At 51.7% G+C, this 19,670-nt stretch carries 16 protein-coding genes and 1 tRNA gene; 4 read left to right on the top strand and 13 right to left on the bottom strand.

Annotated features, from left to right (window positions below; genetic code table 11):
• Positions 1-728 precede the first annotated feature (728 nt).
• Complete coding sequence (locus FYJ73_RS09530; protein ID WP_154534491.1) at positions 729-2,063, top strand: NAD(P)-dependent oxidoreductase; 1,335 nt, start codon at positions 729-731, stop codon at positions 2,061-2,063.
• 785 nt (positions 2,064-2,848) lie between these two features.
• Here the strand turns inward: FYJ73_RS09530 and FYJ73_RS09525 are convergent.
• Positions 2,849-2,922 (bottom strand) — tRNA-Pro (locus FYJ73_RS09525).
• Positions 2,923-3,194: 272 nt separating this feature from the next.
• Here FYJ73_RS09525 and FYJ73_RS09520 point away from each other — a divergent pair.
• From FYJ73_RS09520 to FYJ73_RS09510, 3 genes are all read left to right on the top strand, one after another.
• A complete protein-coding gene (locus tag FYJ73_RS09520) occupies positions 3,195-4,316 on the top strand; it encodes a porin (RefSeq protein ID WP_154534490.1) in 1,122 nt (373 codons plus the stop codon).
• A gap of 13 nt (positions 4,317-4,329) precedes the next feature.
• Entirely contained in the window at positions 4,330-4,554 is a 225-nt protein-coding gene (locus tag FYJ73_RS09515) for a hypothetical protein (RefSeq protein WP_154534489.1), read from the top strand.
• A 156-nt stretch (positions 4,555-4,710) separates the two neighbouring features.
• Complete coding sequence (locus FYJ73_RS09510; protein ID WP_154534488.1) at positions 4,711-5,319, top strand: DUF4840 domain-containing protein; 609 nt, start codon at positions 4,711-4,713, stop codon at positions 5,317-5,319.
• Between the two features lie 132 nt (positions 5,320-5,451).
• Here FYJ73_RS09510 and FYJ73_RS09505 read toward each other — a convergent pair whose 3' ends face one another.
• The 12 genes from FYJ73_RS09505 to FYJ73_RS09450 form a co-directional block, all read right to left on the bottom strand.
• Positions 5,452-7,392 (bottom strand): NAD(+) synthase, encoded by a 1,941-nt coding sequence (locus FYJ73_RS09505; protein WP_154534487.1) that lies wholly within the window; start codon positions 7,390-7,392, stop codon positions 5,452-5,454.
• 11 nt (positions 7,393-7,403) lie between these two features.
• Positions 7,404-8,630, bottom strand: coding sequence for a DUF2027 domain-containing protein (locus tag FYJ73_RS09500; RefSeq protein WP_154534486.1), 1,227 nt, complete (start codon positions 8,628-8,630; stop codon positions 7,404-7,406).
• 4 nt (positions 8,631-8,634) lie between these two features.
• A complete protein-coding gene (locus FYJ73_RS09495; RefSeq protein ID WP_154534485.1) occupies positions 8,635-9,900 on the bottom strand; it encodes an S-adenosylmethionine:tRNA ribosyltransferase-isomerase in 1,266 nt (421 codons plus the stop codon).
• Between the two features lie 38 nt (positions 9,901-9,938).
• Positions 9,939-10,646, bottom strand: coding sequence for a phosphatase PAP2 family protein (locus FYJ73_RS09490; RefSeq protein WP_154534484.1), 708 nt, complete (start codon positions 10,644-10,646; stop codon positions 9,939-9,941).
• Positions 10,647-10,661: 15 nt separating this feature from the next.
• Entirely contained in the window at positions 10,662-11,441 is a 780-nt protein-coding gene (locus FYJ73_RS16240) for a tetratricopeptide repeat protein (protein ID WP_154534483.1), read from the bottom strand.
• A gap of 42 nt (positions 11,442-11,483) precedes the next feature.
• Positions 11,484-13,322 (bottom strand): BatD family protein, encoded by a 1,839-nt coding sequence (locus FYJ73_RS09480; RefSeq protein WP_154534493.1) that lies wholly within the window; start codon positions 13,320-13,322, stop codon positions 11,484-11,486.
• A 38-nt stretch (positions 13,323-13,360) separates the two neighbouring features.
• On the bottom strand, positions 13,361-14,056 hold the full coding sequence (locus tag FYJ73_RS09475; protein WP_154534482.1) for a tetratricopeptide repeat protein: 696 nt from the start codon (positions 14,054-14,056) through the stop codon (positions 13,361-13,363).
• Entirely contained in the window at positions 14,056-15,081 is a 1,026-nt protein-coding gene (locus FYJ73_RS09470; RefSeq protein ID WP_154534481.1) for a VWA domain-containing protein, read from the bottom strand. The genes FYJ73_RS09475 and FYJ73_RS09470 overlap by 1 nt, the downstream gene beginning before the upstream one ends.
• Positions 15,082-15,293: 212 nt before the next feature.
• Complete coding sequence (locus FYJ73_RS09465; RefSeq protein ID WP_154534480.1) at positions 15,294-16,292, bottom strand: vWA domain-containing protein; 999 nt, start codon at positions 16,290-16,292, stop codon at positions 15,294-15,296.
• Positions 16,293-16,315: 23 nt separating this feature from the next.
• A complete protein-coding gene (locus FYJ73_RS09460) occupies positions 16,316-17,362 on the bottom strand; it encodes a hypothetical protein (RefSeq protein WP_419471145.1) in 1,047 nt (348 codons plus the stop codon).
• 214 nt (positions 17,363-17,576) lie between these two features.
• Positions 17,577-18,446 carry a DUF58 domain-containing protein gene (locus FYJ73_RS09455; protein WP_336509593.1) on the bottom strand — a complete coding sequence of 290 codons (870 nt, stop codon included), beginning with the start codon at positions 18,444-18,446 and terminating at the stop codon, positions 17,577-17,579.
• A 26-nt stretch (positions 18,447-18,472) separates the two neighbouring features.
• Positions 18,473-19,468 carry an AAA family ATPase gene (locus FYJ73_RS09450; protein ID WP_154534477.1) on the bottom strand — a complete coding sequence of 332 codons (996 nt, stop codon included), beginning with the start codon at positions 19,466-19,468 and terminating at the stop codon, positions 18,473-18,475.
• Positions 19,469-19,670 lie beyond the last annotated feature (202 nt).

Raw genomic sequence — 19,670 nt, 5'->3', positions numbered from 1 at the left:
ATTAAAATCCGCCAGCGATTTCTTTTTTCCAATTTTGGCCTGGTCTGTTTCTGAGTTCCCATAAGTTGCACGCCCCAATAAATGCATATCCGCCCTCTTTTTAAAGGGAGTTTGGCAGCAGCCTCGGGTTATCCCCGCCCTAACCCCGCAAAAGATATATAAACAGATGGCACGGGGGTGGAATGATTACTGTCACAGGGGTTAGGGCGGGGATAAACCCCGCCCCTACTGGATGATGTCACTACCGATGGAGAAGTCAATAAGTAGAGATTCGTCAGAAGTAGACTTTTGGTGGATAGCATCCACATTGTTTGGGAGGTATTACCCCGTTAACGGTGCGGCAGGTGGTGAGAATGTAGGGGCGGGGGTTATCCCCGCCCTAACCCCGCAAAAGATATACAAACATATGGCACGGGTGTGGAATGATTACTGTCAAGGGGGTTAGGGCAGGGATAAACCCTGCCCCTACTGGATGATGTCACTACCGATGGAGAAGTTAGTAAGTTGTGATTCGTCAGAAGTAGACTTTTGCTGCGTTAGCTTTTTATTTTTTCTGCCTTTCGCCTGTATTCGGTGAATCGTCACTTCATCTCGTCTTGAGGTTAATCTTATTTAATTTTTTAATGAATATTATAATGCATAAGGATATAATACGTACTTTTGTAAAGTCTATCTGACAAAACAAGCTTTTAATAACCACAACCAATCTCTACAAACATCGTAACAACATGAAGAAAGAGCAAATCGACTATAGCACACCGCAGCCCCTGACGATGCAGGAAGCGATCACTGAGGCCAAGCGCTGTCTCCACTGCAAGGTGCCAATGTGCCGCAAGGGCTGTCCCATCGGCAATGACATTCCCTCGTTTATCCATCAACTCTCCAAGGGCAACCTCGGAGACGCTATGGCCATCATCAACGAGACGTCGAACCTGCCTGCAATCTGCGGACGCGTCTGCCCACACGAGAAGCAATGCCAGGGTCACTGCGTGCTCAACAAGAAAGGCAACCCCGTGAAGATCGGCAGCCTGGAGGCTTTCATCGCTGACTTCGACACACAGATGCGCCTGCAACGCGAAAAGCTGCCACAAAAGACGCGTGGCAATATCGCCGTCATCGGATCGGGACCTGCCGGACTCACCGTTGCGGGCAACCTGGCCCGCAAAGGTTTCGCCGTGACGATCTACGAGGGCCTTGAGGAGCCCGGCGGCGTGCTGATGTTCGGCATTCCAGAATACCGTCTGCCCAAGGCGGTGGTAAGAGCAGAAATTGAAAAGATTGCCGAGCTCGGTGTCAACTTCATCACCAACACCATGGTGGGCGAGAACGGCATCACCGTCGACTATCTCTTCGCGCATGGCTTCGACGCTATCTTCATGGGCACGGGAACCGCTGTGCCACAGAACATGGACGACGTGCCGGGAGCCAAGCTCCACGGTGTGAGCCAGTCGACCTACTTGCTCCATCAGTTCAACGCTTACCAGGAAGGTGCCATCGCCCGCAATATGGTGCCGCTGCGTGCCGGAGAACGTGTCGGCGTCATCGGTGGCGGCAACGTTGCCATGGATGCTGCCCGCACTGCCATTCGCTTGGGTGCCGAAGTGACGGTCATCTACCGACGCACGCAGGAAGAGATGCCTGCCATACAAAGCGAATATGACGAAGCCGTCAAAGAGGGCGTGAAATTCTGGTGGAAGTCCAGCGTCACGGAGTTTATTGCCGGTGAGCCCGGCAGACTGGGTAGCGTGACCGTACATACCGAAGACGGTGACCGTGAGGAACCTTTCGACCGCATCTTCCTGGCCATCGGCTCGCGCCCTGCCAACCGCATCGTGTCTACCACAGACGGCATCGAGGTCGACGAGAAAGGCTATGTCAAGATCTTGGAGCGTCCCTTCGGCATGACCACGCGGCGTGGCGTCTTTGCCGGCGGCGACGTCGTGCACCGTCCACAGACCGTCGTCCTCGCCATGAAAGCCGCACAGGAGGTGGCGCAAGGTATCGAACAGTACGTCGATGCCGTGAAGTTGATGCAAGACATCGAGAAGCGCGAAGAGGAATAAAACGACATAAAGCTACTGAAAGAACTGAAATATGTCCTTTGTGACTATTCAGCGAATTCCTTTCGATGGATAGCATCCACATCGTTTGGGTGGTATTACCCCATTAACAGCACGGCAGGCGGTGAGAACGTAGGGGCGGGGTTTATCCCCGCCCTAACCCCGCAAAGATATAAAAAACATGTGGCACGGGGTGTGGAATGGTTACTTTCCTCTTCATGCAACCTTATTTTTCTTAACAAAAACACATCACGGAGAGCTCACCTTCTAGAGAAGAACGAACACTCAAAACCTGCCTTCGCGAGCTTTATATGGCAGAGAATAGCCCAAAAAACAATGTTTTCACGCTTTCTTCCATTGTTTGAGAGCAAGAAAACAGTTGTTTGTGGTCATCATCTCAATGGTTTTACCCGATAAAACAACCGAGATGATGACCACAAACAACTGTTCTGACATTGTAAAACAACTGAGATGACTGCGACTGTCATTTCGTTTTTCTTCTTAAAAATCATAATACACTGATTGACAAACAATTATAAAAACAAGCTCAAAATGGCGGAATTTGAGCACAACTCCTCCCCCGTTTTTGATTTTTCGATTCTCAGAGGCCGTAAATTGTCAGTTTATTGAACAGTCGTCCAACAAATATTGAAGCACACCGCAAACAGTAGCAAACATACCAGACTTGCATCAGCAGACCGGTCACAAGACAACGAAAAAGGGCAGCCTTCATAGAAACATACAGAAACAAAAAAGAGAACCTCTCATAACGAGAAGCTCTCTTTGTGTCGGGGCGACAGGATTCGAACCTGCGACCACCTGGTCCCAAACCAGGAGCGCTACCGGACTGCGCTACACCCCGCTTTGCCTTTCAAACCAACATGCGATCCGGCAAACAATGCTTAGCAAGTTGATTTCTGAATTGCGGGTGCAAAGATACGATAAATATTTCATTCTGCCAAACAAAATCAGTTTTATTTGCCCGCCCATCTATTTTTTTTGATCTAATGAGGCATTCCTCTTATAATTTAATTAATTTTGCACAAATAATTACTTCTTATCAACCGGCCCACCTTCTAAACCATGTTGGGTCTATAAAGGATCTGTTCACAAAAGACAAAAACACTATATAGTATGAAGAAACTAATTGCTGCGGCACTGCTGTCTTTTGGCTTTGTCTCAATGGCTCAAGCTGAAACCAAGTTGCCACAATGGATCAACGACGTGAAGCTCTCGGGCTATGTGATGACACAATATCAATATAGTGACCAAGAGAATGCTAAGTCCAACTCGTTTAACCTGCGTCTGGGCCGTATCGCCCTCGAAGGACGCATCCAGCACGACTGGTATTGGAAAGTGCAGCTGCAGTTCAACGGCAACACGTCCACACTGGGCAACTCCCCACGTGTGGTCGACGCGTTCACCGAATGGCAGAAATATGGTTTCTTCAAAGTCAAGGTTGGTCAGTTCAAGCGTGCTTTCACCTTTGAGAATCCCATGCATCCTATTGAGCAGGGATTTTTCAGCTATTCCCAAGCCATCAACAAGCTCAGCTATTTCTCTGACCGCAGCGGTGTCAAAGCCAGCAACGGACGTGACATCGGTGTACAGGTGCAGGGCGACTTCCTGCCCAATGCTCACAAGCGCAATCTGCTGCACTATCAGGTAGGCGTCTACAATGGTCAGGGTATCAACACCAAGGATGTAGACCAGCAAAAAGACGTGATCGGCGGCATCTGGGTAATGCCCGTTGCCGGAATGCGCCTCGGTGTCTTTGGCAGTGAAGGTTCCTATGCACGCAAAGGCAATTGGACCGATGAAAGCGGAGAGCACAAGAGCCAGGTGCGCAAACTGCCGCAGCACCGCTATGCCATCTCGGCCGAGTACAAAGTTTCGGACTGGACATTCCGCTCGGAATATGTCCACTCCACCGGAAAGGCTTTCAAGGTTTCGGAGTCCAACGGCAACAGCACTACGGACTGCACCGTCAACGAAGCCCTTGGCAACAAGGCTGATGCCTACTATGCACTGGTCATCGCCCCTGTAGTCGGCAAGAAGCTTTATGCCAAAGCCCGCTACGACCTCTACCGCCAGTCTGCTGAGTGGGGATCAAGCCGCACGCAGTATGAGGCCGGCTTCAATTATCTGTTCAACAAAAACGTACAACTCAATGCGGAATATATGCGCGTCAACGACCGTAATCTGCCCAAGCCCAACTACAATATGATCGATGTACAGCTTGACTTCCGCTTCTAATTCAATAATTTATATGGCTTCAACACAAGAATCGACATCTACATCAACGCAACATCAACATTATCATCACGAACATCATCACCATCATCATCACGTCGATCAGTCCGAGGTGAGCAAGCAAAAGGCTTTCAGAAGCATCAAGTTGAGGGCTATGACCGGTAAGATCCTCTCCGTTGTCCTTACTGTCTTTGCCATCGCTTTGATGTGCTTTGTTTACTGGATCTATACGACAAAATAGGTAACTGACACAACAAAAAAGACTATAGTCCGTCTGCCGAGCTTTATGCCTGGCGGACGGATTTTTTATTTGTTTTTTCTTTCCTCACATGCAAGTTTTTCCTTATCTTTGCATTTCAATATTAGAAACATTCAATCAAATCAATAATAAAGTAAAATGAAAAAGACTTCAATCCTGACATTGTTGCTGTGCATGATCGCAGCACTGACGATGACTTCTTGCTTAAGCGACGATGACGACGACAGCGGACTGTCGCGCGAAGAGCAGCACTCTGCCTATCTGTCCGTAGCTGGAGAGCATAATGGGCTGCTGGTCTACTACGACTCTATCTTCACCACAAAGCCAGCCAAAGTAGACTCCGTAGCTGCAATGGTGAACTTTGAGACAGACTCTACGGTGACGGTCTACAACTTCCGTGTCAACTCCATCGCACATTTCGTGCAAGACGCGACAGCCAAGACATGTCTGGAAAATGCTCCGGCACAGATCCTGAAATGCTATACTCTTTTCTACGGTCTCTCTCCGGTGACGTTCCACATCCAGCCTCAGAAACTGACTTTCAGCACAACGGCTGACGGAAAGCCCCACACGATCACACTGGCCTTCTACGCCGGATATCCCAATTCCTATGGTGTGAAGAGTGGAAAAAGCCTTGGTCTGCAAATTGTCTTAGGTGGTGTCTTCCTTGATTACGAAAATATCACAGGTGGAACGAATCTGCTCGCCAACGGTCTGGCGCTGCCGTTCATCTTCAATGCAAAATAACCCTTCGTGACAATAACGAAAGCCCCAAGCAACCATCAAATCCGGTTGCTTGGGGCTTTCTTGGTTTTATGGCATCAGCAGGAAATGTTTTTCCTATTGACTTCTCTTACGATTTTATTATCTGACAAATGGTTATTCTTCCAGCCATAATGCCGACTGGGCGTCGGTAGGCATTCGCCAGTCACCACGCGGACTGAGGCTGACGGAGCCCACCTTAGGTCCGTCGGGCAGGCAGGAGCGCTTGAACTGCTGGGCAAAGAAGCGGCGGCAGAACGTGCGAAGCCAGTGACGGATGGTCTCCTCGGAATAGATCGACACGCCTTTCTGGGGATGCGTACCGTCGAAGACATGGCAGGCCAGCATGAAGATCTTGCGGGGACTGAAGCCGCAACGCAGGAAATAGTAGAGGAAGAAGTCGTGGAGCTCGTAGGGTCCCACGAGGTCTTCGGTCTTCTGCTTGATGTTGCCGTGCTCGTCGGCGGGAATCAGTTCGGGCGAAATCGGTGTGGCGATGATGTCGAAGAGCGTCGAGGCGCTCTTGTCGTCAACGGTCTTGGCAACAAACTCCACAAGATACTTGATGAGTGTCTTGGGGATAGAGGCGTTGACACCATACATGCTCATATGGTCACCATTGTAGGTAGCCCATCCCAAAGCGAGTTCCGAGAGGTCACCGGTGCCGATGACGAGACCGCCAAGCTGGTTGGAGAGATCCATGAGAATCTGGGTGCGTTCGCGTGCCTGCCCGTTTTCGTAAGTGACATCATGCACTTGCATGTCGTGGCCAATGTCCTCGAAGTGCTGTGTGACACTCTTGGCGATGCTGATCTCACGGATGGTCACGCCCAGAGAGTTCATCAGGCTGACTGCATTGTTATAGGTGCGGTCTGTGGTACCAAAGCCCGGCATGGTGACGCCGACGATGCCATTTCTGTCCATGCCGAGCTTGTCGAAGGTCTTCACGCATACCAGCAAGGCCAGTGTAGAATCCAGCCCGCCACTCACGCCGACGACTACAGTCTTGGCATGAGTGTGGACAATACGACGTGCCAGACCCATGACCTGAATAGAGAAGATCTCGTTGCACGACCGCTCCATGTCATCGCTCTGTGGGATGAAAGGATGCGGATTGACGGTACGTTCCAACACGAAATCGTGATGGTCGACAACGTCGGCATCGATAAAGCGAATGTCTTCGTTGATCATCCGGCGCTGAGCGTTGGTAAACGTCGTGTTCATCCGTCGCTCCGAGCGCAGGTATTCCACATCGATCTGTGCCGTCTGCAACTGTGGCTGCAAAGAGAATCGCTCTCCCTGGGCGATCAGCTTGCCATTTTCATAGATCAGCGCATTGCCGCCATAAACGACGTCCTGTGTGCTTTCGCCAAAGCCCGCACTACTGTAGACATAGCCGCTCATGGTGCGTGCGCTTTGGTTGCTGAGCAAGCTGAGCAGATAGTCGTGCTTACCGATCAGCTCGTCGCTGGCACTGAGATTGAAGATGATGTCGGCACCTGCCAGTGCAAGATGGTTGCTCGGTGGCGTCGGTGCCCATACGTCCTCACAGATCTCTATGCCAAAGGTCACGCCGTCCATGGTGCGGAAGAGCTGTGGCGATGAGGTGATGGAAACGGAATGACCCGCAAAATGGAACGTGCAGGAACGCAGATCCTGAGCGGAAGCAAACCAGCGTTTCTCGTAGAACTCACTGTAGTTGGGCAAGTATGTCTTCGGCACAATGCCGAGCACATGACCTTTCTGAATGACGATGGCACAGTTGAGCAACAGATCTCCCACCGCCACGGGTGCTCCGACGATGGCAATGATGTCGAGTTGGTTGGTGAACTCAAGAAGTTTCATCACCGCCACCTCGGCAGCGTCGAGCAACACATGTTGCCGGAAGAGATCCTGACAGGTATAGCCGGTGAGGCACAGCTCCGGAAAGACGATGATCTCCACGCCCTGTCCTTCGGCCTGTGCGATGAGCGTCTCTATGTTTTTGACGTTTTCGTTGCAGTTGGCAACGCTGACAAGAGGCACAGCCGAGGCCACCTTGATATATCCGTATTCCATTTTGCTTGCGTTTAAGAGTTGATGGTGACCATGGTGGCACCGTAGCCGTATTCCTGGAACGAGGCGTCCTGGTAGGTGCATTTCTTGTAGCGGTAGGTGAGATCGTTGATGAGCGCACGGCGCAGCACGCCCTCGCCCTTGCCATGGATGAAGACGATCTTCTGGCCTTTGTGGTTCAGATGAGCGTTCATCGTGTCGCGGAAGACCTTGAGCTGATAGTCGAGGATCTCACCAGGCTTCATTCCCTGCGTGGTGTCGAGGATTTCCTCAGCATGCAAGTCGACGACGAGTGCGTCGTCAAGACCGCGATGGCGGATATAAGGCGAGTTGCGCTTGTTGCCCTTGCTCTGGTCGTCGGTGTAGCGGCTCACCAGTTGCTCACGCTGTTTGGCGGTAGGAGCCTGAGCAGCAGCGTCGGTTTGCTTGCCGGCGTACATCTCCTCCTTGAGTCGCTTTGCGTCAAGGACGAGCGGCCGCGCAACTTTGTCGTTCTCCACCAGTGTGTAGAGCAGACAGGGAGACTCGAAGAAGTCGGTGACCTGCATCGTATGCACTTTATAGAACTTCACGGGGTCGAGACGCAGCTGAACGTCGACAGTGGGCTTGAGGATAAACGGCTTCTCACGCTTGTAGGCAATGAGCTGCACTGCCACACGGTCGAGATGGTTGACATCCTCACGGCCGAGCTCTCCAAGGAAAAGCACAGTGTTGGGTTCCACCTCACCTTCAGAGAGCACTGTCCAGCTGTTGCCCTCGGCCTGGAGATAGGTATATTTCAGATAATAGTTGCAGTCGTTGACAAGGTTGACCGTGAACTTCGGGTTGTTGATGAGTTCCTTGACATCTTCTGGAACGAAGGCGAGATAAGCCGAAAGCTGGTTGCCGCCCTGCCGCTCCACGGCCTGCGGCCGGTAAGTGACCTCTTTGGTGTCGTCGACAGTGTCCTCGACCGTCATGTCCACTTCCTCGTCCTGACCGTCTTGCATCATGGCTTTGACGGAGCGTCCGCCACGGTTGAGCGGTGTCTCCTCAGCCCGGTGCTCCTCAGCCTCGGCGCGTTTGTTGATGACATTGGCGGTGGTGTAGTCGTCCTGTTTGACGACGACGACCTCATTGACGGGCATGGGGATCTGAAAACCATCCTCGTCCTCTACCAACACGATGTTTTTGCCCTGGAAGCCGGCTACCTTTCCGCCGCCGACCTCACTGAGAAAACTTACTTTGTCTCCTATCTTCATATACTTAAACTTTTAACAAACTGGAATCGCCATAGCTCAGGAAGCGGAAGTCATGGCTGAGGGCATAGTCGTAGACCTTGCGCCAGTCGCCATGAAGGAAGGCACTGACCAAGAGCAGCAGCGTGCTCTGAGGCTGATGGAAATTGGTGATGAGCATCTTCACAATCTTATAGGTGTAGCCCGGAGCAATAATGATCTGAGTACTGGAATGGAGGGCTTCCAGGCCGTCGCGATCGAGATAGTCGAGAAGGGCACGGATGGACTGCTCCACCGTGACGCTGTTTCCGTCGACGATCACGAGCCCCTGTTCGTCATGCGGCAGGTCGTAGGGCTCCCACTGATTGACGTGCAGCTCTTCCTCCGAGATGTCGGGATGGGTCAAAGCCTTCACGCCCATATAGTAAAGGCTCTCTAAGGTGCGCACGCTCGTGGTGCCCACAGCGATGGCCCGACACTGATGCTCAAGGAGATGCTCAAAGGTATGGCGATGGACGACGATGTACTCCGTGTGCATATTATGGCCTTCTATCTCTTCAGACTTCACGGGTTTGAAGGTTCCGGCACCAACATGCAGCGTGACCTCATCGCGGATGATGCCATGCGCGTCGACGTCTTTGAGCACGCGGTCGGTGAAGTGCAGTCCTGCCGTCGGTGCAGCCACACTGCCTTTGATCTTGGAGTAGACGGTCTGGTAAGTGGTTTTGTCGCTCTCCTGCGTCTCGCGGTTGAGATAGGGAGGGATGGGCAGCTCCCCCACAGCCTCAAGGATGTCGGCGAAGTTGACCTGGTCGTTGTCCCACTCAAAGTCGACCCAATAGTTGGTGCCACCGCTCTTCTCAGCCGTACGGCTGCGGTCCATTGTGGCATTGAGGGTGAGTTTGTGGCCCTTGATCTCAAAGTCGCGGTGGAGCGTACCCTCTTTCCACTTCTTCAGATTGCCGACCATGCACAGCCAGCTGCACTTTCCGGTTGTCTGGAACATCTGCTCGTAGTCGGCAGGCTCAGCAGGCTCCATGAGAAAAACCTCGATGAGCGCACCGGTCTCCTTGCGGAAGTGCATGCGCGCCTGAATAACGCGGGTGTTGTTGAAAACCATCAGCGCACCGGCAGGAAGGTGCTGTGGCAGATTGTAGAAAATATCTTCGCTGACCGTACCGTGGTCGTAGATAAGCAATTTGCTGTGGTCACGCTCTTTCAGCGGGAACTTGGCAATACGACTGTCGGGTAAGTCGTAGTTATAATCACTGATATGTATATGTTTTGTATCCATTGTCGTTGTGTATAATACTGATAAGTAAAGGATGAAAGTCAATAGCTGCCTGTCATGGTCAAGAGTGCGCAGATGATAGCCACACAGATCGTGAGCGTGAGCACAAGCATGACATTGTGAATGTCGACGTTGCTGTAGCCTGTGGTGGTATACTGTGATGAGATGTAGTTGACGGGCGGGCTCACCTTATTATATAGTCTGTAGAAAACATAATAAGCCACGCTGCCCATCATCGCTCCCCACAGCCAGCCCACGACAACATCCAAGGGATAGTGCTGGGCGAGGTAGATACGTGACCAGCCATTGAGCAGGGACCAAGAGAGGAGCGTAAGGCTCAGCAGACGACTGCGCACAAGCCACATCATAAACACGGCGATCGCCATGGTGTTGGCAGCATGATTGGAGAAGAAACTAAACCCTGACGCACGGTAGTTGTTCACCACATCGACGGTATATTTCAGCATTGGGTCGTCACAAGGACGTAGCCGCGCTACCAAAGGTTTGATGATCATGCCATTGATGCCACCGGAGAGGAAAACGCCCAACAACACGCAGCCTACCACAAGACCGATCTGCACCATCGTCTCATTGTTCTTCATCACAAGTAGGAAAAGGGTGAAGAGCAAGGGAACCCACGTTAGGCCGTTGGTAAAAATGAGTATGAAGTGATCCCAAAACATGGAATCACTCCCATTGAGCATCACCAGCAAGTGCTGGTCAAAAGCGATCAATCCGTCCAATGTCATGACTAACTGAAACGATTAAATGATCTCTACTTGCGAGGCAGGAATCCATCCTTCCCGCCCGTCGCCTATTTTTATGCCGTACCACGACTTCATGCTCTTGTCAGTAATGTCTACTCTTGTGCCTTCGTGAAGCACGAAAGCGTCGGTGCCATTAGCGACGGGTGTCTTCTTGATCGTCACGGACGGTGCCATGATGATGGCTCCGCAATGGCGTTCAAGGTTTTGTTTTTGCTGCCAGGCAAAGAAGGTGGTGACAACAAACAACAACAAGGCAATGCTGCTGCCGTAAAAGCCAATCTTGCGAACCAGCAGTTGTGGACCGAAGAGATAAGCCAGCATCAACAGCAAAGCTAGCACGACGGCAACGATGCCCGTGCGTGCCCAGTTGTCCACACTCGTGAAGTTGACGAGACGCTTGTACCACGTGACAAAGAACATCTCGTTGTCCGGTACGATCTTGTCGATGGTTTTGGCACGCGCGAACTGCAAGTTGAAACGGATGTCGCTGTTTCCCGGCGACAGCTGCGCGGCGCGCTCATAAGCCAAAATGGCCTGCGCGAGGTTGTCGCTGCGGTAGTAGGCATTGCCAAGATTGTAGTACAGCTCCGGTGACACACCTTCTTTCAGCAATTCCTGATAGTCGATGATCGCCTGCTGATACTTACCTTGCTTATAGGCCGTGTCGGCATTGTCCTTTGTGATGGCAAAAGACAGTGTGACAGACAGCAAGCCTGCCACAAGCACGAGCAGGCGTCTGATGCTGTTTCCTATGTTTGAGATATGCTTCTTCATCATGATTTCTTCCTAATCGTTTTCTTCTGGGACAAAGTCCAACGCTTATTTCTTGCGTCCACCGTTGCGTTTCATCACCTCCTCGATCTCCTCGATGGCGGTCATCGCACTGTTGAAGGTCTTCTCCATATTGCCGGAGGCATCACCGGGAGCGTAGCGCTCATACTCGCATGTGTCGAGGGCTGAGATGAACTTGCCGATGGTGGCATCGTCGACTTGGTGCCCTTGCAGTTTCTCGGTGATGTTGTCGCGGTTGAGTTGTTCCACTGCAATATTGAGTTTATAGCCCACATAGCCCCACAGTGCACGGAGCACTTCGTCGTAGAAGGCCTCGCTCTTGCCTTGGAACATCAGTTTGCTGGCTTTCTTCAGTCGTTTGCGCGCGATTTTGTTGGCCTTCTTGCCACGCATCTTCACGGCATCGGCATGATCCAAGGCACGCTTGCGGAAGATGACCAACAGCACGATGAAGGCGATCAACGGCAAGAGCAACGAGATCCACCAGGACGTGGAGCCGAAGAAGAAATTGCCGACCTGACGCTGCTCACACTTGCCCGACATGATGTCGTGGATGTCGTTGGCCTTCTGAGCATCGTAGTCTGCCGACGTGCTGTTGCCGTCGCCTTTGTCTACAATCAGCTTGAACGGCTGTGTCTTGATGGTTTTATAAGCATTCAAGTCGGTGTCGTAGTAGGTAAACGATACCGAAGGGATGGTGTAAGTGCCCTGGTTGCGCGGCACAAAAAGGAAGTCGTAGATCATGTTGCCACCCACGCCGGTGGATGTCAGCTTGGTCTTGTCGGTCACCTTGGCGTCATATTTGTCGAAGTCCTTAGGGAAGTTGACCTCGGGCTGCTTGATGAGTTTGAGGTTGCCATTACCGCCTACCACCACTCTGAGGGTGACGGGATCACCGGCCTTCACCTCTTTCTTGGTGAGTTGCGCGGATATATTGAACTTGCCGACGCCGCCGGAGAAGCCTGCAGGCTTGGCCGGTAAGGGATCCACCTGAACGGTCAGTCCCGGTGCCACAATGTTGCGGTGCACCTCGACATAGCCGGAGCCACCATTGAGGAAAGCTTCGAACGGGTCGACGGAGCGGTTTTGCTGTACCACGATGCCCTTGAATGTGATGCTCGGAATCTGGAGTTTGCCCGTCATCTGCGGATACATGACATACTGGCTCCACGTCACGGCACGATAGGGCTTACCGTTGACGCGCTCAAGATGGAAGCTTTTTTGCTGAGGCAGAGGCACCTCTTGGGAGTGGAAACCGGTGAGATCCGGCATCTTACCCTCCAACTGTGTCAGGTCCACAAGGGAGTAGACCTTGTAGGTGAGCAGTATCGGCTCCTGCTCATGCACCCGCCGCTTGTTGGCAGTGACCTTGATAAACAGGTCGTTGGCGGTGATCCGGCTGCCTGCCGACGCCATGCTTGGCTCGCGACTCTCGTCTTCACCATGCATCTTCGGTGCACCGCCACTGTTGTGAGCCCGTCCGCTGACCACCACCTTAGCAGCCCGCGAGGCTACCATACGCCCGTTGATGCGCGCATGAGCAGGCGGAATCGTGAACGAGCCGTCCTTGGCGGCATAGAGCGTATAGGTGAAAGTGATGGATGACGAACTGCTCGTATGACCGTTGACCATGCGGTAGCTCGACTGCTGCGAAGTGTAAGGACCGGCAATCAACTCCAGTCCGCCAGGAATGTTACCGGCCCGGAACTCATCGACATCCTGCGTGTTGATGGTATAGGACAACCGGAAGTTCTCTCCCGCCTCTACATGCGAGGGGACAGAGACGGCAATCTGAGCCTGCGATGCCAGTGCCACGGCAGCCAACATCAGGGTGAAAACAAATATGTGAAGTATTCGACGCGTCATCATATCAAGTACATCTTATCAGATATCAAGAAAACTTATTACCAGTTTTGTTGCAGTCTTCTGCGTTGCGGCTGCTGTTCGTTGCGTTTCAGACGCTCTTGCGTAGCCTTCTCCTGTTGGATGGCATAGTTGAGCAACTGCTGGGCATTGTCTTTGCTCATCTGCTCCTTGGGCTGCTGTTGTTGCTGCTTGTTCTGATCTTGTTTGTTCTGCTTATTGTTCTTTTGCTTATTCTGTTGTTTCTTATTATCTTTCTTGTTTTTGTTCTTCTGATTGTTTTTGCCTCCGTTTTGCTTTTGTTTTTTCTGAAGCCGTTGGCAGAGGGCAAGGTTATAGCGAGTCTCGTTGTCGCCGGGATTATTGCGCAGGCTCTCTTTGTAGGCTTCGATGGCCTCGCCATACATCCGGTGTTGCTGGCAGATCACACCGATGTTGTGATAAGCCATTGCCTTGCGGCGCGGTGACTGCTCACTGCGCCCGGCATTTTGCAGCTGTACGATGGCGGCGGAATCTTTCTGCTGCATCATCAGTGCGCAACCGAGATTATACATAGCCTGCGTGTTGCGTGCATTCTTGCTCAAGGCCTTGCGGTATTCCGTTTCAGCCTTGGCATAGTTATGTTGGCGGTAGAGCTTATTACCGTTCCGGATGAACTGCCGGTCAGCCTGCGCCTGCATCTGCATGACACCGGCAAGAGCCAGCAGGATCAAAAGAATATACTTACGTATGTCCATTATCTCTTTCCTTTATTCTTAAAGATCGTTACCTTCTTCAGCAATGGATTCCGTGTCTCCATCAGACAGACATCCACAACGAGAAGGATCAGAGCAATGATGGCGAAAGCCTGGAACTGCTCATTGTAATCACTATAAACCACAGCATCTGTAGTACCTTGCTGCAGTTTGACCAAATCGTTGTTCAACTCGTTCTGAGCGTCCGCCGTGTTGTTGACATGTATGTACATGCCACTGCCCGCTTGCGCTATTTTGCGGCACATCTGCTCGTTGAGCGCACTCATCACTGTCTGTCCTGACGCATCCTTCATGTAGCCGTCGCCGGTAGGGATCGGTGCGCCATGAGGATCACCGACGCCAAGGATAAACACGTTGATGCCTTTTTTCTTGGCTTCGGCAGCCGCTTCCTCAGCACCACCTTCGTGGTCTTCACCATCGGTGATGACGATGATGGCGCGTCCGATATTGTTGGCCTGCGTGAAACTGTGCATCGCCAACTGTATGGCATGACCGATATCTGTGCCTTGCGTGGCAATGAGCGAAGGATTGATGTCCTGCAGGAACATCTTGGCAGAGACATAGTCGGCGGTAATCGGCAGCTGTACGAAAGCATCACCGGCAAAGACTACCAGACCCACCTTATCGTTGGTGAAGTGATCGATCATGTTTTCGACGAGCATCTTGCTCTTTTCCAGTCGGCTCGGCACGACATCCTCGGCGAGCATGGAATTGGAGATGTCCATACAGATGATGGCTTCGATGCCCTGACGCTTGTCGTGTGACACATGCGTTCCCATTTGCGGACGTGCCAAAACAAGGATCAGCATGGCCAAAGCACCCATCATCAACCAGAACTTCACCGCACGCCTTGCCCTGGAAACGTCGGGCATGAGCTGCCGCAACAGCTGAGGATCACCCAACCGGCGAAGCCGTTTCCTCTGCTTGAAATGGCTTGCTACCCTCAGCAGAAACAGCAAAGGCAGCAGGCAGAGTAGCCATAAGTATGTCGGATCTTCAAATCTCATTGTCTTTTCGTTTATCTTTTTTCCTTCGGCCTAAGCCTTTGGATTCTCTTCTTTTCAGTTTACTACATCTGCAAGATAGGCTCCCAACGTCATGAAGATAGCTTCGATGCGCCATGAAGATAGCTTCGATGCGTCATGAACATAGGTTCGATGCACAATGAACATAGCTTGCCTACACCTTATTATATATAGGGGCGTCAGCAGGTTACCTTTTAAGGCAGTCGACGCAAAACCGTGTTGCGCAGCAGAATCTCCAACAGGAGGAAGAAGACCGCTGCGATGGCGAAGGGCTGGTAAGCCTCGTAGTAGCGCGAATACTTCTTGACGTTCATCTTCGTCTTCTCGAGTTGGTCGATGTCGTGATAGATCTGCTTCAGCTGCCGGTTGTTGGTGGCACGATAGAAATTGCCGTCGGTGATCGCCGAGATGTCGCTGAGTGTCTTCGTGTCAATCTCCACCGGCATGTTGACATACTGCACGGTACCTGCCACCTGCACGGGATAGGGAGCCACCTTGTTCGTTCCCACGCCAATGGTATATACTCTGATGCCCAACGACTTGGCGATCTGCGCAGCAGTCAGTGGTGAGATGTCGCCCATGTTGTTACTACCGTCAGTCAGCAAGATCACCACTTTGCTCTTGGCTTTAGAGTCTTTCAGTCGTGACACGGCGTTGGCCAGTCCCATGCCCAGTGCCGTTCCGTCCTGGATGAGTCCACGGGCAGCGATGTCAGTGCGCACGCTTTGCAACAGATTGAGCAGCGACGCATGGTCGGTGGTCATCGGGCACTGTGTGAACGCCTCACCGGCGAAGATCGTCAGACCAATATTGTCGTTGGGTCTGCCGGAGATGAACTCGGCGGCCACATCCTTGGCGGCCTCAATGCGATTTGGCTTTAAGTCCTCCGCCAGCATGGAAGTAGACACGTCCATGGCCAGCATGATGTCGATGCCCTCTACCTGTTTGTGTCCCCATGAGTTATGGGTCTGAGGCCGCGCCAAGATGAAGACGATGAGCGTAAACACCACACAACGCAGGAGCATCGGGGCGTTGACGAGGCGCACACGCCAGCTCTTCGGCGCATTCTCATAGGCGTAGGTGTCGCCCATACGCAGTGTCGGCTCATCTCGCTTGCGGTAAAGGAAATACCACAAGACGTAAGGGATGAGCAGCAACAGCAGTAAGAAATATTGTTTATCAGCAAATTCCATGATCGTCAATCTTTAATTATCGCTCATCCAAGCAGCAGCCATACGTGATAACATACATATACCAGGCAGACTGCAGCAATGATACCCAAGGCCCAGAGCAGCGACTTGATGGTGATGCGGTTCTGTCGCGTGCGCTTGTCGCCCTCAGTGAGCTGCGGCACGATACGTTCCTCTGTGGGTTGGTTCTCCTGCTTGGTCTCGTCGATGAAGTTGATCGCATTCACCAAGTTGAGGTCGTTTTCGTTGATAAGCGTAGAGTATTTGGCAAACTTCACGAGGTCTGCTGTTGTGAACAGCTCGCGGAGCTCGTCAATCATCTTCTTGTCACCCGAATCATTGAGCCTTTCGATGATCTCGCTGGAAGTCATCTCCAAGGCATTGAAGCCAAAGCGTTCCTGGATATATTTCCTCAGCGTATCGGTGAGCTGCGTGTAATAGGTCTTCTGATCCTCACTGGTAGTGAGCCGTTCTTCCTTGATTTTGTTGATGGCATTCAGGGCACGCTGATGTGCGGGCACGTGTTTCACGATGCGAATACGTGTGATCACTGGTTTGTTGCTACGTAGACGGATGTAGAGATACCCCATGACGAGGACGATCAGCAACATCAATATCGACAACCAGAAATAAGGCCTCCACTCAGCCCATGAGAAAGGATTGTCCTGAACGTCCTTAGGCGGAAAGAACTGGTTGGGATGGAGCGTGTCGACATTCATCGTGATCACCTTCAGGGCAGCGACGCCGCCTTGATAGTTTTTTCCGTTGACCTTGACTGGTAAAGGAGGAATGGAATAGAGATGTTCGTCAAACGAGGTGATCGTGTAGACTTTGCAGACCTTCAGTTCCTTGCCACTTGACGACAATGTATCAGCGTCGGCGACCTTCACGACCTCCACGCCCGGAACTACCATCTGGCGTTCCTTCAACGCGGGCCATTGTATGGTAGAGCCAGCGGACATTGTGACGGTAAGCTGCAAATGAGCCTGTTCACCGATGAGAATCCCCACCGAGTCCACATTTTGCTCTACGGTGACCTGTGACGCTGCGTTGAGTGACAGCAACAGCATCATGCACGTCAAAACATATTGCCATATCTTTTTGGTCATAACCTCTATTCTCTACTCTTCTAATCTTTTCTCAAATACCTTTTGTCTTTCCTTCACTATGATCTGGTTTTTCTCCCAAACACCATAGATCTTTCCTTTTGCACGATCTGATCTTCCGCTCAGCCACCATTGATCTTTTCTTCAGTATGACCTGATCTTTATACAGATGCGATCGGTATTATGCTCTGCGCTTGAACAGCAGCATCAGTGCTTTCGTGAAATCTTCGTTCGTGGCGATTGCCGTCCAGTCGATGCGGCTCTTGGCAAACACCGTGTTGAGCTTATCTTCCCGTTCAATCCAGTATCGCGTATGAGCCTGCCGGAGTTTTCTGCTCGATGTATCGATATACATCTCATGGCCTGTCTCGGCGTCCATCACCTTGAGCAGTCCCACGTCGGGCAACTGTTTGGCACGCGGATCATAGACTTGTATGGCCACCACATCGTGTTTGCGGTTGGCAATCTCCATCTCTTTGGTGAAGTCCTTGCGGTCGTAGAAGTCACTGATGATGAAAGAAGTGCAGTGGCGTTTCATCACGCGGGTGAGATAGGCCGTAGCCATACCGATGTCCGTGCGCGTGCTCTGTGGATGGAAGTCAAGCATCTCACGGATGATGTAAAGGATGTGCTTACGTCCATTCTTTGGCGGAATATACTTCTCGATGCGGTCGGAGAAGAAGATGACACCGATTTTGTCGTTGTTCTCAATGGCCGAGAAGGCGATCGTAGCGGCGATCTCTGTGGCCAGCTGACGCTTCATCTGCTGTGTCGTACCGAAGTCCAGCGATCCCGACACATCGATGAGCAACATCACCGTAAGCTCACGCTCCTCCTCAAAGACCTTGACATAAGGATGGTGGAAGCGGGCGGTGACGTTCCAGTCAATATCCCGGACATCGTCCCCGAACTGATATTCACGCACCTCGGAGAAAGCCATACCCTTGCCTTTAAAGGCAGAGTGGTACTGTCCCGCGAAGATGTTCTGACTCAATCCTCGGGCTTTGATCTCTATCTTTCTGACCTTTTGTAGTATCTCGTTAGTGTCCACGAATTCTCCTTCTTTAAGCTTCTTGATCAAGGCACCTCGATCTTATTGACAATCTTGCTGACGATCTCCTCGCTGGAGACGTTGGCAGCCTCAGCCTCATAGCTGAGTCCGATGCGGTGGCGCAGCACGTCGTGAGCCACGGCACGCACGTCTTCGGGCACCACATAGCCGCGATGCTTGATGAAAGCATAGGCGCGGGCAGCCTTGGCGAGGTTGATACTTGCACGCGGACTGCCGCCGAAAGTGATCAAGTCCTTCAATTCGGGCATGCCATAGCGCTCGGGATAGCGGGTCGCGAAGACGATGTCGGCAATATACTGCTCGATTTTCTCGTCGATATAAACCATGTTCACCACCTCGCGGGCACGGATGATCTCCTCTGCCGTCGTCACGGGACGCACCTCTGGCATCTTTCCTTGCAGGTTCTCGCGGATGATGGCTTTCTCCTCTTCCAGCGTCGGATAGTCGATGATCACCTTGAGCATGAAACGGTCGACCTGTGCCTCAGGCAACTGATAGGTACCTTCCTGCTCGATAGGGTTCTGAGTAGCCATGACGAGGAACGGGTTGGGCAGGGTGAAAGTCTTCTCGCCGATGGTCACCTGATGCTCCTGCATTGCCTCGAGCAAAGCACTCTGCACCTTAGCCGGGGCACGGTTGATCTCATCAGCCAGCACGAAGTTGGCGAAGACCGGACCTTTCTTGACCTGAAAGTTCTCGTCTTTCTGGGAATAGATCATTGTACCTACCACGTCGGCAGGCAGCAAATCGGGAGTAAACTGTATTCGGCTGAAGTCAGCATCCACGAGCTGCGAGAGTGTCTTGATGGCGAGGGTCTTTGCCAAGCCAGGTACGCCCTCCAGCAGGATGTGGCCGTCGCTGAGCAACGAAATGAGCAGCGCATCGATCAAATGCTTCTGACCGACGATGACCTGATTCATTCCTGTCACTAAGTTCGTGACGAAAGCACTGTTCTGCTCAATTTTTATGTTCAATTCTCTAATATCTACGGATTCTGCCATATTTATAAAGCTTTAATGCTGTTCTTTTTATGGCAAAAGTACAATTTTCTCTCAAGAGCAGAGCATCAAGGGTAATAAATAATATTAAATTGGAAATATAGGGCGCGTTATTTAAGAAACTTTTTCAAAGCTCAAGATTTTTATGGGATCTAAACGGGGGCAGTCTGACAGTTTGAGAAAAGAAAAGCAGAAGGCATAAGTA

The organism is Hallella mizrahii, assembly GCF_009695775.1.
GTDB classification, from domain to species: domain Bacteria; phylum Bacteroidota; class Bacteroidia; order Bacteroidales; family Bacteroidaceae; genus Prevotella; species Prevotella mizrahii.
This window is presented reverse-complemented; position numbering and strand designations above follow the sequence as displayed.

Bases quoted from the DNA above. Each gene is read 5' to 3' on its own strand.
- FYJ73_RS09475 (WP_154534482.1), bottom strand. From the start codon at position 14,056: ATGGACATACGTAAGTATATTCTTTTGATCCTGCTGGCTCTTGCCGGT.
- FYJ73_RS09510 (WP_154534488.1), top strand. From the start codon at position 4,711: ATGAAAAAGACTTCAATCCTGACATTGTTGCTGTGCATGATCGCAGCA.
- FYJ73_RS16240 (WP_154534483.1), bottom strand. From the start codon at position 11,441: ATGATGAAGAAGCATATCTCAAACATAGGAAACAGCATCAGACGCCTG.
- FYJ73_RS09490 (WP_154534484.1), bottom strand. From the start codon at position 10,646: ATGACATTGGACGGATTGATCGCTTTTGACCAGCACTTGCTGGTGATG.
- FYJ73_RS09465 (WP_154534480.1), bottom strand. From the start codon at position 16,292: ATGGAATTTGCTGATAAACAATATTTCTTACTGCTGTTGCTGCTCATC.
- FYJ73_RS09505 (WP_154534487.1), bottom strand. From the start codon at position 7,392: ATGGAATACGGATATATCAAGGTGGCCTCGGCTGTGCCTCTTGTCAGC.
- FYJ73_RS09530 (WP_154534491.1), top strand. From the start codon at position 729: ATGAAGAAAGAGCAAATCGACTATAGCACACCGCAGCCCCTGACGATG.
- FYJ73_RS09450 (WP_154534477.1), bottom strand. From the start codon at position 19,468: ATGGCAGAATCCGTAGATATTAGAGAATTGAACATAAAAATTGAGCAG.
- FYJ73_RS09500 (WP_154534486.1), bottom strand. From the start codon at position 8,630: ATGAAGATAGGAGACAAAGTAAGTTTTCTCAGTGAGGTCGGCGGCGGA.
- FYJ73_RS09480 (WP_154534493.1), bottom strand. From the start codon at position 13,322: ATGACGCGTCGAATACTTCACATATTTGTTTTCACCCTGATGTTGGCT.
- FYJ73_RS09460 (WP_419471145.1), bottom strand. From the start codon at position 17,362: ATGATGCTGTTGCTGTCACTCAACGCAGCGTCACAGGTCACCGTAGAG.
- FYJ73_RS09520 (WP_154534490.1), top strand. From the start codon at position 3,195: ATGAAGAAACTAATTGCTGCGGCACTGCTGTCTTTTGGCTTTGTCTCA.
- FYJ73_RS09470 (WP_154534481.1), bottom strand. From the start codon at position 15,081: ATGAGATTTGAAGATCCGACATACTTATGGCTACTCTGCCTGCTGCCT.
- FYJ73_RS09515 (WP_154534489.1), top strand. From the start codon at position 4,330: ATGGCTTCAACACAAGAATCGACATCTACATCAACGCAACATCAACAT.
- FYJ73_RS09495 (WP_154534485.1), bottom strand. From the start codon at position 9,900: ATGGATACAAAACATATACATATCAGTGATTATAACTACGACTTACCC.